Origin of the sequence: Nostoc sp. NMS9 (assembly GCF_017114995.1) — a bacterium.
GTDB lineage: Bacteria > Cyanobacteriota > Cyanobacteriia > Cyanobacteriales > Nostocaceae > Nostoc.
On sequence record NZ_JABXKL010000100.1, the window covers coordinates 18,717 to 32,330 of the forward strand.

General features: G+C 41.9%; 15 protein-coding genes. 10 read left to right on the forward strand and 5 right to left on the reverse strand.

Features of this window, described 5'->3' with window-relative positions:
- The 9 genes from HWQ40_RS33090 to HWQ40_RS33130 all read left to right on the forward strand — a co-directional run.
- Positions 1–677 (forward strand): tetratricopeptide repeat protein (locus HWQ40_RS33090; protein WP_292786302.1); only part of this gene is annotated, 677 nt, incomplete at its 5' end.
- 440 nt (positions 678–1,117) lie between these two features.
- Entirely contained in the window at positions 1,118–1,681 is a 564-nt protein-coding gene (locus HWQ40_RS33095) for a Uma2 family endonuclease (RefSeq protein ID WP_292786304.1), read from the forward strand.
- Positions 1,682–1,772: 91 nt separating this feature from the next.
- Positions 1,773–2,336 (forward strand): Uma2 family endonuclease, encoded by a 564-nt coding sequence (locus tag HWQ40_RS33100; protein WP_292786306.1) that lies wholly within the window; start codon positions 1,773–1,775, stop codon positions 2,334–2,336.
- Between the two features lie 671 nt (positions 2,337–3,007).
- A complete protein-coding gene (locus HWQ40_RS33105) occupies positions 3,008–4,777 on the forward strand; it encodes a DUF3352 domain-containing protein (protein WP_292786308.1) in 1,770 nt (589 codons plus the stop codon).
- A gap of 177 nt (positions 4,778–4,954) precedes the next feature.
- On the forward strand, positions 4,955–6,016 hold the full coding sequence (gene ccsB, locus HWQ40_RS33110) for a c-type cytochrome biogenesis protein CcsB (RefSeq protein WP_292786311.1): 1,062 nt from the start codon (positions 4,955–4,957) through the stop codon (positions 6,014–6,016).
- Between the two features lie 222 nt (positions 6,017–6,238).
- Positions 6,239–6,547: a KGK domain-containing protein gene (locus tag HWQ40_RS33115; protein ID WP_292786314.1), complete on the forward strand. Its 309-nt coding sequence runs from the start codon at positions 6,239–6,241 to the stop codon at positions 6,545–6,547.
- Between the two features lie 150 nt (positions 6,548–6,697).
- The gene (locus HWQ40_RS33120) at positions 6,698–7,480 is read left to right on the forward strand and encodes a Uma2 family endonuclease (RefSeq protein ID WP_292786316.1); all 783 of its coding nucleotides are present in this window, start codon (positions 6,698–6,700) and stop codon (positions 7,478–7,480) included.
- Between the two features lie 51 nt (positions 7,481–7,531).
- On the forward strand, positions 7,532–7,735 hold the full coding sequence (locus HWQ40_RS33125; protein WP_292786318.1) for a type II toxin-antitoxin system HicB family antitoxin: 204 nt from the start codon (positions 7,532–7,534) through the stop codon (positions 7,733–7,735).
- Positions 7,732–7,857 carry a type II toxin-antitoxin system HicA family toxin gene (locus HWQ40_RS33130; protein ID WP_292786320.1) on the forward strand — a complete coding sequence of 42 codons (126 nt, stop codon included), beginning with the start codon at positions 7,732–7,734 and terminating at the stop codon, positions 7,855–7,857. The genes HWQ40_RS33125 and HWQ40_RS33130 overlap by 4 nt, the downstream gene beginning before the upstream one ends.
- A gap of 248 nt (positions 7,858–8,105) precedes the next feature.
- On the opposite strand, the gene HWQ40_RS33135 is transcribed toward HWQ40_RS33130, so the two are convergent.
- From HWQ40_RS33135 to HWQ40_RS33145, 3 genes are all read right to left on the reverse strand, one after another.
- Positions 8,106–8,453, reverse strand: coding sequence for a hypothetical protein (locus tag HWQ40_RS33135; RefSeq protein WP_292786323.1), 348 nt, complete (start codon positions 8,451–8,453; stop codon positions 8,106–8,108).
- 268 nt (positions 8,454–8,721) lie between these two features.
- Positions 8,722–10,317, reverse strand: a complete 1,596-nt coding sequence (locus HWQ40_RS33140) for a tetratricopeptide repeat protein (RefSeq protein ID WP_292786326.1) — start codon at positions 10,315–10,317, stop codon at positions 8,722–8,724.
- 20 nt (positions 10,318–10,337) lie between these two features.
- On the reverse strand, positions 10,338–11,048 hold the full coding sequence (locus HWQ40_RS33145) for an AAA family ATPase (RefSeq protein ID WP_292786328.1): 711 nt from the start codon (positions 11,046–11,048) through the stop codon (positions 10,338–10,340).
- Between the two features lie 168 nt (positions 11,049–11,216).
- Between HWQ40_RS33145 and HWQ40_RS33150 the strand changes: the two genes are divergently transcribed.
- The gene (locus HWQ40_RS33150; protein ID WP_292786331.1) at positions 11,217–11,801 is read left to right on the forward strand and encodes an Npun_F5749 family FMN-dependent PPOX-type flavoprotein; all 585 of its coding nucleotides are present in this window, start codon (positions 11,217–11,219) and stop codon (positions 11,799–11,801) included.
- 114 nt (positions 11,802–11,915) lie between these two features.
- On the opposite strand, the gene cysE is transcribed toward HWQ40_RS33150, so the two are convergent.
- Together cysE and HWQ40_RS33160 are read right to left on the reverse strand one after the other, a co-directional pair.
- A complete protein-coding gene (gene cysE, locus HWQ40_RS33155; protein ID WP_292786334.1) occupies positions 11,916–12,680 on the reverse strand; it encodes a serine O-acetyltransferase in 765 nt (254 codons plus the stop codon).
- 248 nt (positions 12,681–12,928) lie between these two features.
- Positions 12,929–13,420: a hypothetical protein gene (locus HWQ40_RS33160; protein ID WP_292786337.1), complete on the reverse strand. Its 492-nt coding sequence runs from the start codon at positions 13,418–13,420 to the stop codon at positions 12,929–12,931.
- Positions 13,421–13,614: the final 194 nt, after the last annotated feature.

Sequence of the window (13,614 nt, forward strand, 5' to 3'; positions counted from 1 at the left end):
ACCGAGGAATTGCTTACTACAACACACAAGACTACGACAGCGCTATTGCTGACTTCAATCAAGCCTTGATACTTGACCCTAACTACTTCAACCAAGTTCTGAAACTTGACTCTAGTTACACTGAGGCTTACTACAACCGAGGAATTGCTTATTACAACAAACAAGACTACGACAGCGCCATTGCTGACTTTAACCAAGTCCTGAAACTTGACTCTAGTTACACTGAGGCTTACTACAACCGAGGGCTTGCTTACCGTAACAGAAAAGACTACGAGAGTGCCATTGCTGATTTTAACCAAGTCCTGAAACTTGACTCTAAATACACTGAGGCTTATAACAACCGAGGGAATTACTACTCTAACAAAAAAGACTATGACAGGGCTATTGCTGACTTTAACCAAGCCCTGAAACTTAACCCTAACTACACTGAGACTTATAACAACCGAGGAAATGCTTATTATAACAAAAAAGACTACGACAGCGCCATTGCTGACTACAACCAAGCCCTGAAACTTAACCCTAACTACACCATTGCTTATTACAACAGAGGAAATGCTTATAAAAATAAAGGCAACAAGGATCAAGCCGTGGAAGATTACAAGAAAGTCCTCGAATTAAACCGTGATGTTCAGTTAAGCCAACGTGCCGAAAAACAACTTCAAGAGTTACTGTATTGAAACTGCTATTAATAGTAAACCAAAAAGTTTTTCTCCAAAGAGCGATCGCTACACACGCAGCAAGCATCACCAACAAATGACTACAGAGATTCATGTTCTTTAATAAGACTAAGTAAATAAAGAAGAGTTATCATATTTTGAACCAGTGCAAAATATGAAATGATGAAAGCAGTGTGTCGTAATATTGGCTGAAAAAGTTGACTGTTTCATCTCTACGAAAAACCACTCGGAGCGAGTCTATAGAAGAACTAGCTTTAACCGATTCAGAAACCCTTGACGAGGTTATTGAATGTTTAGTAAAAAATTTTTATATTGAAACTCAAGGTGTATGTGACGGGCAAACTTTTAAGTATTTTAGCGTTCGCTCTTTGGAGAAAAACTTTTTGGTTTACTGATAATTTCCTACTGATGTTAGCAAGAAAGACACGAGGAAAGGTTTAATGAATACTGTTGTGCTAAATCTAGAACCGATTGCTCATTTAACTGATGAGCAATTTTATCAATTGTGTATTGCCAATCGTGATGTCAGCCTGGAAATGAACGCATCTGGAGAATTAATAATTGTGCCACCAGTAGGAGGAGAAAGCGGAAATCAGGAAGCTGGACTGATTGCTGATTTAGAAATTTGGAATCGTCAAGCTAAATTAGGGAAAGTTTTTAGTTCTTCAACTATCTTTATACTTCCCAACGGTGCAAAACGTTCTCCTGATGCTGCTTGGGTAAAATTGGAGCGGTGGGAAGCTTTAACACCAGAACAACGAAAAAAATTTCCGCCACTTGTACCCGACTTTGTGATTGAACTGCGTTCGGACACAGATCGCCTTGCACCAATTCAAGAGAAAATGCAGGAATACATTAAAAATGGTCTGCGCTTGGGTTGGCTGATTAATCCTCAAGATCGCCAAGTTGAAATTTACCGACTTTTAAAAGCTGTAGAAGTTGTGCAAATGCCAGCGATTATTTCTGGAGAAGATATACTACTTGGATTTGAGTTGCAAGTATAGGAAGGTTGCAAATTACACCTCAAGAAATCTTCCAGCCAGCAAGCAATAATTTCCTACTGATGTTAGCAAGAAAGACACGAGGAAAGGTTTAATGAATACCGTTGTGCTAAATCTAGAACCGATTGCTCATTTAACCGATGAGCAATTTTATCAATTGTGTATTGCCAATCGTGATGTCAGCCTGGAAATGAACGCATCTGGAGAATTAATAATTGTGCCACCAGTAGGAGGAGAAAGCGGAAATCAGGAAGCTGGACTGATTGCTGATTTAGAAATTTGGAATCGTCAAGCTAAATTAGGGAAAGTTTTTAGTTCTTCAACTATCTTTATACTTCCCAACGGTGCAAAACGTTCTCCTGATGCTGCTTGGGTAAAATTGGAGCGGTGGGAAGCTTTAACACCAGAACAACGAAAAAAATTTCCGCCACTTGTACCCGACTTTGTGATTGAACTGCGTTCGGACACAGATCGCCTTGCACCAATTCAAGAGAAAATGCAGGAATACATTAAAAATGGTCTGCGCTTGGGTTGGCTGATTAATCCTCAAGATCGCCAGGTTGAAATTTACCGACTTTTAAAAGCTGTAGAAGTTGTACAAATGCCAGCGATTGTTTCTGGAGAAGATATACTACCTGGATTTGAGTTGCAAGTATAGGTAGGTAGGCGATCGCTACCGAGCAAAGACAAGTAGCTCAAATTGGCTTGCAGCTTTGTCCAGTTAGTTATATCTGTACGTTCGCTTATTTTGAGATGGCAAGAGGCATTAATGCCTTGAGAGGAAAGCAATAGGACGGATTTTCCAACCAAATCGCATAACGCCTCCCATTTCTCAGTAGTGTGGAGAATAGTGATAGCGCAATACAAGGTTTTAGGCAATAATGCAAATGTACTGCTATACAGACTTTGTGCGATCGCATAAAAATAGAGTTCTAAGAGCGGGATAATACTTTAAGGAGAATTGAGAGAAATCCCTAAAACCATTACAATACCTAGAGTTTTCTGATTGTATATAATTTATGTAACTCCGAAAAAAATGTTATATTCTCTGAATTGCTTGGAATAACAGATTTACTTGTGGAAACTTTCCGACAGAGGAATTAATCTCAGGGAAACGTCCTACGAAATTCAACAAAGCGTGTTAAAAATGGTAACTGAGCCAAAAACATAGCTTTTAAAAGACTACGGAAAGTTGATTATCGAAGTACCATCAGCATCTAGGGTAGAAAAATTTAATATAATTAACTGCCCTAAAGAATGGGTAATACTGTTGGTGTACTTGACTAATCAAGCAAGTAATAAGTTTGCAAGTATAAGGTACAGGTTTCAATGGCACCGCCTCTTGTGTCTGTTCAGATGAAGAAAAATAAGAAACCGTCTCTGGTGCTAACGCTGTCGGCTGCTGGGTTATTGATTGGTGCGGGGAGTGTAGCCTACTGGTTGTTAGCCCAGAGACAAATATCTTCTAGCGATTTGCTAGTAGGTGCAAATATTATTCCTGGTGATGCCCTGTTTGCGGTTTCATTAACAACAGATCCCCAGCAGTGGCAGAAATTGCGGCAGTTTGGGACAAAAGAAACCCAAACAGAACTGGACAAAAATTTAGTCCAGTTACGCGATCGCTTTCTGACTAATAATGGTTACGACTTCCAGAAAGATATTGCTCCTTGGGTAGGCGATGACGTGACGATCGCAATTCTTGCCCCAGCAACAGGGAATAAACCTGCACCCAAACCAGTTACCACCAATGAAAGTGCTGCTAGCGATCAGCAGTCGATGGTAATGGTATTGCCAGTAAAAAATTCAGAAATCGCCAAAAGCATTTTGGCACAACCCAAAACCCTTAAACAAGGCAAATGGATTGACCGTACTTATCAAGGGATCGCCATTAAACAAAGTGAGGGACAAGCAGGGCAAAACTTCTTGGCTGCATTACTAGATGGGCGTTTTTTAGTCATAACTGATAGTCCTAAAGCCACAGAACGAGCGATCGATGCCTACAAAAATAAAACATCCCTAGCTACAACAGGGGGCTTTGCTGAGAATTTACCGAAAATTGCCAACTACCAACCCTTTGCCCAGTTTTATGTAAATGTGCCAACAGCAGCGAAAATAGCCGCAGCTTCTCCAAACCGCCCTTTACCTGCTCAAGTTCTGGCTCAACTGCAAAATAACCAAGGTTTAGCCGGGACAATAACCTTAGAGTCAGAAGGAATCCGCTTCAAGGGCGTTTCTTGGTTAAATCCTAATAGTCAACGTGTGCTGGTGGTGGAAAACAAAGCTGGGAAAATGCAAAGCCGCATACCAGCGGAAACCTTAATGATGCTTACTGGTGGTAACTTACAGAGATTGTGGAGAGACTATGTTTTAACATCTCAGGGAAATCCTTTATCACCGATCGCACCAGAACAGATCAGAGGTGGTATAAAATCCCTTACCGATCTTGATTTAGAGAAGGATTTACTTAGTTGGATGAAAGGCGAGTTTTCGTTATCAGTGATTCCTGCTACTCCAAAAGAAGGTTCACCAAATGATTTTCGTGCGGGTTTGCTGTTCATGGTACAGACAAGCGATGCCTACGGTGGGGAAAGCCTACGCAAATCAGCTGAAGCATCCATCAGTCAACTGGATGAAGTGATGAAAAATCAATACCAGTTTCAAGTGCAACCGGGGAAAGTCGCAGGTCAACCCGTTGTTAACTGGGTATCACCTTATGGTACATTAACTGCCACCCACGGTTGGTTAGATGAAGATGTCGCCTTTCTGCTAGTGGGCGCTCCGATCGCGGATAAAATTGTTCCCAAACCTAACTATACACTAGCTGGCACTCTTCCCTTCCAACAAACAGTTCCTACAGAACCCAATCCGACAAATGGTCAATTTTTCTTGGATGTGGAACGAACTGTGAAAAATTTCCCTTTACCGACTCTAATTCCCAATCAAGAAACTTTGCTAGATGCAACGCGCTCAATTGGGATGACATCTGCTGTCAGCGATAATCGCAGTAACCGTTACGATATTTTTATCGAACTTAAAAAAGTTACTAACGCGACTACATTGCCTAGTCCAGAAGGGAGTAAGAGTAACTCTGTTAGATAGAGAGTGGGGAGCAGGGGAGCAGGGGAGAGTTATTGTACAAGTTCTTTCTTCTCTGCCCTTCTGCCCCTCTGCTTCTTGTGCCCAATCCCCAATGCCCCATTCCCGATTCCCCTCTAAACATATAGGATCAAAACAGTCAGAATCGATATTTTAAATTATCCACGGAGAGAACACTTTATGAATTTGGTTGTACTCCAGAACTGGCTGGACAATGCGTCCTTTGCCATATTATTCCTGACAATGCTGGTGTATTGGGGAGGAGCGGCTTTTCCGAATCTGCCTTATCTAGCCGCTTTGGGGACAGCTGGGATGGCGATCGCAAATTTGTGTATAGCTACTCTACTAGGGGCAAGATGGATTGAAGCTGGTTATTTTCCCTTAAGTAATCTCTATGAATCCCTGTTTTTCTTAACTTGGGGAATTACCGCCGTCCATCTGATTGCCGAAAATAGTAGCCGTAGCCGCTTAGTAGGAGTTGCAACAGCTCCGGTAGCAATGGCGATCGCAGCTTTTGCTACCATGACACTACCATCCCAGATGCAAGCGTCAGAACCCTTAGTACCTGCCTTGAAGTCAAATTGGCTGATGATGCATGTCAGCGTCATGATGTTAAGTTATTCTGCTTTGATGGTGGGTTCATTATTAGCGATCGCTTTTTTAATTGTCACTCGCGGTCAAAACATCCAACTACAAGGCAGTTCTGTTGGTACTGGCGGCTATCGTAGCAACGGCTACCGCTTGCACAAAGCAGCTGAACTGATTTCTCAACCACCAACTCCTGCTGTCGAAAATAACGGCTTTGCCCGTTTTGAAACTAGTAGCAACGGCAACGGTAACGGTAACACTGCTGTTTTGAATTTAGTAACTACCCCTGAATCTCAAGCCCTAGCATCTGCTGAACCTCTTTCACCCCAGCGCCTTAGTCTTGCCGAAACCCTCGACAACATCAGCTATCGCATCATCGGACTAGGATTTCCCCTGCTGACAATTGGCATTATTGCCGGTGGCGTTTGGGCTAACGAAGCCTGGGGTTCCTACTGGAGTTGGGACCCGAAAGAAACTTGGGCATTAATCACCTGGTTAGTGTTCGCCGCCTACCTTCACGCTAGAATTACTCGCGGTTGGCAAGGGCGTCGTCCCGCAATTTTAGCCTCCACCGGCTTGCTTGTGGTTTGGGTTTGCTATCTCGGTGTGAATCTTTTGGGTAAAGGTTTGCATTCTTACGGTTGGTTTTTCTAAGAACCGTTTAAATAAAACTACCCCACCCGCGCTACCGCGCACCCTCCCCTTGGTAAGGGGAGGGTTGGGGTGTGGTAACGCGAGAAGTATAGGCTAATTTACCGGACATCAAATTATTACTAAATTTTTATTTGATCAGCGCTAAATCTATAAAATCATTATTTTATTTCGGATGAACTGTTATATCTCTGGAAAATATAGATTTATTGACAGGAGATTTTTATGGAAGATGGATTCGAGATACTAAACCATGATGAAGTTGTGTCTATAGAACCAGACGCTTTTAATAAGTTAAATATTGCTAAAACTTTTAAAGTCCGTGATTTGATTACAGCAATCAAGGAATATATTGGAGCAGAAGATACAGAGGAAGTAAATTTGTATACCCAAGGATTAAATTGTGAAGTTTTGCAATTTAGTACTCAGGGATGGAAAAAAGGAAAAGTTAGACTTGCTTTAGAATTTTGTTCTGATGAGTCTGAGTCACCACTTGAGGAAATTTTTCAAAAACTTAAACAAGTGGAAAATTAATATCCAATGAGCAAAAGAACCCCGACTTCTTAAATAAGCGGGGTTCTGAGTCTCTCGATGTTTGCAAATAAAATAGGATGTGCTTAATTGCTATCAAAATTAATTAATAAAATAAAGATGCACTAATAACTGAGAAACGGTAAACCTATCATGCTAAATTACGATCCATTAGCTTGTTGGCCCTCATCTGAGGAACTGCCAGACTCTGACGATACGCCAGTGGATAATGAATTACAAGATTTAATTCCCGGTCTACTCAAAGCGCTTCTGGCAATTGCTTGGCCAGAACGCATGGATTGGTATTTTGGCGTAGATATGGGTATTTATTATGACCCAGACTTACCGCCAATAGTACCAGATGGGTTTTTGAGTCTGGGCGTAGAGCGATTTTATGATGAAAACCTCCGCCCCAGTTATGTGCTTTGGGAAGAGAGGAGAGTACCAGTATTAGCGCTAGAAGTAGTATCTCAAAAATATCGTGGTGAGTACTCTACTAAAAAAGCAGAGTATGCGAAATTAGGGATTTTATATTATGTAGTCTACAATCCGAATCGTCGTCGAAAGCCACGGTTGGAAGTATACAAATTAATTAATGATGCTTACACTGCATTAGAAGATGGTAATCCCGTTTGGCTACCAGAGATTGGTTTAGGGATTGGCATGGAACGGGGAACTTATCTAGGCATTCCTCGCCAATGGTTGTATTGGTATAACCAGCAAGGGGAAAAGCTTTTAACACCCGAAGAAAACGCAAAACTCGCTCAACAAGAAACCCAGGAAGCTAAACAAGAAGCGCAGCAAGCTAAACAAGAAGTGCAGCAAGCTAAACAAGAAGCACAGCAAGCTAAACAAGAAGCGCAGCAAGCACAGCAACGTACCCAACTATTAGCAGAACAGTTGCGATCGCTCGGTGTAGATCCTGATTTAATCTAAAAACCTTCCCTACATTAATAAAGTCCACACTAATAGAAAGTCAAGTAATCTATGAATATAAAAGTAGTATTAGAACCAAGCGATGAAGGTGGTTATACAGTTTTCGTTCCTACACTTCCAGGATGTATTAGTGAAGGCGAAACTGTTGATGAAGCAGTAGAAAATATTCGAGAAGCGATACAACTTTACTTGGAACTGCTGGAAGAAGAATTAATAATTGAACAGGGAGCCATAGTGAAGGAATTGGTTTTGTGACTAAAGTTCCCAGTTTGTCATACATTGAGATTATTACAGCTTTAGAGCGAGATGGATGGACAGTTGTACGTCAAAGAGGTAGTCACATTAGACTGCAAAAACAAATGCGGATGAAGTTTTGAAATTGACTGTTCCTGCCCATCGACCAGTCAAACGCACTACACTGGCTAAGATATTAAAACAAGCTCGAATCAACTTAGAAAAATTTTTAGATTTGTTGTAGAGTCCAAACATTTAAATATTTTTATCGTTAGAGGATGTTTGAAAAGTTTTCGTCTCGGTAACAAAACGTTCTAGATCCCCCTAAATCCCCCTTAAAAAGGGGGACTTTGATTCCGGTTCCCCCCTTTTTAAGGGGGGCTAGGGGGGATCAGTTAGTGCCTAAAATCACAGCCAACCACTTTTCAAACAACCTCTTAGACATCGCTTGGCGTAGATCCTGATTCTCTTTCCTGAATTGCTGTAAAAACTCATTAACGAAGCTCAAAGGTTCATTAACGAAGCTTTGAGGTTCACAAATGAAGCTCCGAGGTTCACGAATAAAGCTCAAAGGTTCATCAACGAAGCTCTGAGGTTCACGAACGAAGCTCAAAGGTTCATCAACGAAGCTCTGAGGTTCACGAACGAAGCTCAAAGGTTCATCAACGAAGCTCTGAGGTTCACGAACGAAGCTCAAAGGTTCATCAACGAAGCTCCGAGGTTGATTAATGGAGTTCAAAGACTCATTCACGAGTATAAAAGACTCGTCCGCGAGTATCAAAGACTCATTCACGAGTATCAAAGACTCGTCCACGAGTATTAAAGGCTCGTCCACGAGTATCAAAGACTCGCTCACGAGTATCAAAGCCTTATTACAGCACTTTTCATTTACTTAAATTACACTCTTGCCTTCTTCTTTGCGCTTTTGCGTGAGACAAAAATCTTTCAGTAATTACGAACTTGTACTGAGCGACTCGTGCCGAGCAAAGCCGAGGTAAGCCGAAGTATTACGAATTACGCATTACCCCATCAAGACTTGCACTCACACTTTCAGCATCCGGTGACTTTAATCGCTGCAAAATCTCTAAAGCTGGTTGCAAATAGGATATCGCTTTAGTGTATTCACCCTGCTGTTCTGCCAAATGTCCTAACCACCAGAGAGTCATTGCTTTACCTTGGACATCTCCAATGCGTTTAGCTATTTCCAAAGACTGATTGTAGAGTGCGATCGCTTCATCCACATCCCCTTTGTTGGCGTAGATCATTCCCAGACAGTATAACGTCGCTGCTTGGCCTTGGACATTTCCAATGCGTTCTTTTATTGACAAAGACTGATTGTAGAGTGCGATCGCTTTATCCACATCCCCTGTATTAGCGTAGATCATTCTCAGACAGTGTAACGTTACCGCTTTGCTTTGGACATCACCAATGCTTTCAGTTATTTCCAAAGACTGATTGTAGAGTGCGATCGCTTTATCTACATCCCCTGTATCAGCGTAGATCATTGCCAGACAGTGTAACGTCGCTGCTTTGCATTGGACATCACCAATGCGTTCTTTTATTGACAAAGACTGATTGTAGAGTGCGATCGCTTTATCCACATCCCCTGTATTAGCGTAGATCATTCTCAGACAGTGTAACGTTACCGCTTTGCTTTGGACATCACCAATGCTTTCAGTTATTTCCAAAGACTGATTGTAGAGTGCGATCGCTTTATCTACATCCCCTGTATCAGCGTAGATCATTGCCAGACAGTGTAACGTCGCTGCTTTGCATTGGACATCACCAATGCGTTCTTTTATTGACAAAGACTGATTGTAGAGTGCGATCGCTTTATCCACATCCCCTGTATTAGCGTAGATCCTTCCCAGACAGTGTAAAGTTGCCGCTTTGCCTTGGACATAATCAATGCTTTCAGTTATTTCTAAAGACTGATTGTAGAGTGCGATCGCTTCATCCACATCTCCTTTGTCGGCGTAGATACCTGCCAGTTGGTGCAACGTCGCCGCTTTGCCTTGGACATTTCCAATGCGTTCTTTTATTGACAAAGACTGATTGTAGAGTGCGATCGCTTCATCCACATCCCCTTTGTTGGCGTAGAGAATTCCTAGTGCGTGGAGAACGCTGGCTTTGATTCCTGCTAAATTTTCATCTTCTTCAGTCAACTTCAAAGCTTTTAGCAAAAAATCTTCTGCTTTTTGTACCTCACCAATACTCCTACAAGCTACCCCTAACTCCTTCAAAATATTAATGCGGGTACGAATATCAGTTGATTCTTCCATTAGCAAGCGCTCAAGTAAATCAATCCGCTCTTGCCTTTCTGGTAAATCTAAACTTCCTAATATTCTCTCGGACTGAATAGTTTTTTCAATAGCCAACTCTTGAGTAGACTCGACTGTTTGAAAATAAAATACTCCTTTTCTCCATGCCCAAAAATCTGGGGCATATTTTGCCAAACGTGTTAGGGCATGATCTGGCAGAAATATCAGTATAGGGTGAGGAACGCTATGAGTAAAAGCGTCTCGGACAAAGTTCAAGTCTTGCAGTACAGGGGGATATTCTCCAGATAAACCAATAGACTTTTCTAAACCGATAACAATCAAAACTAATTTTTTATCTGGTTCTAAATGAATTCCTTAATAATTAAAAATCCTTTTTCATATTCCGGGTATTTTGATTTAAGCTTGACAAAAGCATCACCTAGCAACAAATTTATATCTGCTTGTAAACGACCAATATCTTTTTGTAAATTCTGACGAACTGTCTTTCTTTGTTTGTCAGCGCCTTTAATTTGAGCCTGTATTTTACCCAATAGTTTTGAAAGAAAGGGAATTTTTATTCCTGCTTCTGCCTCAGCACCGATACTTACTGACCTTTCAACTGTTTGTTCAGTTTCTTGAGTAATCTCTTTAAACCAAGACTCAAAATTATTTAAAAGTTTTGCATCAAAATTTAATTCTGATGTGTATAAGACATCAGCAACTTTTTTAATAATTACCAAATATAAATCTGTGTATTCTGCGTCTAATATATCTAGTTCAGCGTCCGCTTCTATATAAATAACCTTATATTGAGATTCCCATTCTTGCTGAATCTTCCTTAATTCTGTACTTTTACCGCATCCCCGATGTCCGGTAAATAGAAGGCTGCAAAATTCTGCGGGTTCCAGAAAACTTAAGCGAGTTTTAATAGTATTAATTGCCTCTGTCTTGCGAACTTTTGATAAATTAACATAATAACGTTCAATATCTCTATTACTCACTAAAGGAGCTACATCACAAACACGAAAAGCAGCTTTGAGGGTATTAGCACGATTAGCAGGTAAGGAACTCATTAGGTGTTATTTATATTAATAATTTATGTATGCATATTTTACAGCACTGGAATCTTAAAGCTTCTTGGCGTTAGAGAACTTTTAGGAATCACTGGCGCTCAACCACAAGTATTGAAGTGGTAGTATGTTCAGGAATACCTGGCGCTAGATTACCAACAGAATTGTATAATGTCTCTTGCTCCTTGGCGAGGTGCGATCGCTCATGCGCTCCATCGCAACCGCAGCCTTGTTTATGCCCGTTATCTGCAACTAGCAACACTACAAGCGAATGGTCGCCCCGCTAATCGTACCCTAGTCTTTCGCGGCTTTCTGGAAGATACAAACCAGCTAAAATTTATCACCGATAACCGTAGCGCCAAAACCGATCAGATACAGCAACAACCTTGGGCAGAAGTTTGCTGGTACTTCCCCAACACACGAGAACAATTCCGCATAACTGGCTGTTTGACCCTGGTAAGCGGTGATGATTCTGACCACAATCTACAGCCAGCCCGGATCGCAATGTGGCAAGAATTGAGTGATGCGGCCCGTTTACAGTTTGCTTGGCCGCATCCTGGTAAACTCAGAGTTGAAAACCCAGAAGCTTTTGCACCACCAGCACCCGAACCCGTGCAGCCAGTGCCTAATTTTTGTCTACTGCTACTCGATCCGGTGCAGGTAGATCACTTAGAATTACGCGGCGAACCACAAAATCGATGGCTTTACTACCGTGATGACCAGCAAGAGTGGTCTAGCCAAGCGATTAATCCTTAAATATTGGTGTAGAGACGCAATTAATCGCATCTCTACACGAGTTAGGAGTTGGAAACTGCAAACCTGACATATATGATTTTATTCCTCACTCCTCACTCTTAACTTCTCACTTTTTTAAATGCCAGCACCATCTAGAAATTCCTGGATGGTCTTATCCTTAAGGTTGCACCAGCGAGGATCGTAGGTTAGCTCATCCTCTTTCGCTGCTAAACAACCCACTAAAACAGGAGTTTTTTCTGAAGAATTGGTGCGCTGAAGAGTTTGTATTTGTTCTTCCAACGCCTCAATCCGGTCTACTAAAGCACGAATTACTTGAGCTTCTGAATCTGGTAAGTTATTGTGTTCAAGAGGTGAAACTCGAACTCCAGAACGATACATAATGCGCCCAGGCACGCCTACCACAGTACAGTCTGAAGGCACATCTCTTAAAACAACAGAACCAGCACCAATACGGACATTATTGCCAATTTGGATATTGCCCAGTACCTTCGCTCCAGCTCCGACTACGACGTTTTCACCCACAGTAGGATGGCGCTTGCCACATTCTTTACCAGTACCCCCAAGGGTGACGCCTTGATAAATTAGGGCATAGTCTCCCACGATCGCAGTTTCACCAATTACTACACCCATCCCGTGGTCAATAAACACACTTTGCCCAATTGTTGCACCAGGGTGGATTTCAATTCCAGTCAAAAACCTAGCCAAGTGAGAAATCAGGCGCGGAATAAAAGGAAGACCAACACTATACAGCCAGTGAGCCAGCCTATGGAATAACAAGGCTTGCAAACCAGGGTAACAAAATAAAACTTCCAACCAGTTACGGGCAGCTGGGTCACGTTCAAATATGATACGAAAGTCAGCACGCAGTATAGATAGCACGAGATAGCACCCTCGGAAAGCACAACAAGCTACTCTCTCATATTATCCTCTCAGGTGTTACACCTAAAAATTGAGAATAGGGGATTGGGAATGGGGCATTGGGGAGGCAGTGCGGTCTTGGGGTTTCCCCAAGTGGAGCAACTGCCGTCATTGGGCATGGAGTAGAGACAAAGGAGAGATTTTCAAGAATTCCTCCTTGTCCCCCTTGTCCCCCTCATCTCCCCATTCTCCACTCCCTACTCCCCAATTCACTGCTGCTCCACTTTCAGAGTATAATCACGCTTGATTCCAGGATTAAATGTACCTACCCAAATCCGATAGGTGCCCCTTTTCCAGTTGCGATCGCTAACGCTAGCATCTTTACTTTTGCCAGTATCATCGCCGCAACGAATTGTTGTTTGATCTGGGCCTTGAATGATTAAAGTGGTGTCGTTGTTGTTGCTATCAACTTGGATTGTTAGCTGAGGAAAGTCCTTTTCCAAAACCATAATATGATCGGGATTGGGATCGGCAAAACCAATACAGGCTTTTTGATCGCGATCGCGGTTACTTATGGCAGACAATGAGTAAGAACCACCTGTAAACCCCTGCACTGTTCCTTGTGCTGAATCAAAGTTTGTTGATAAATTCAAAGTGCCAAAGTTTGCTGTCTGTGCTATTGCAGGGGTAGCTGTAATGGCGGTAAGTATAGCCAACAGCCAACCGCCGCAAAACTGAAGTCGGGGGCGACAGTATTTCATAGTAGCCCTCCAACAGGCTTTTAAATAAGTAGTGATATATACATATTCTAGTGAAAAAATTCCAGTGAAATTTCAGTTGGTTGTGCCACATTAAAATGTGCCACAGTTAATATTTTGGAAAATGGACAGCTAATTACTAATACCAATTCTTTATGAAGCTGCGCCAAATAAGGCTTCAAGAATAAAGTCGTAAG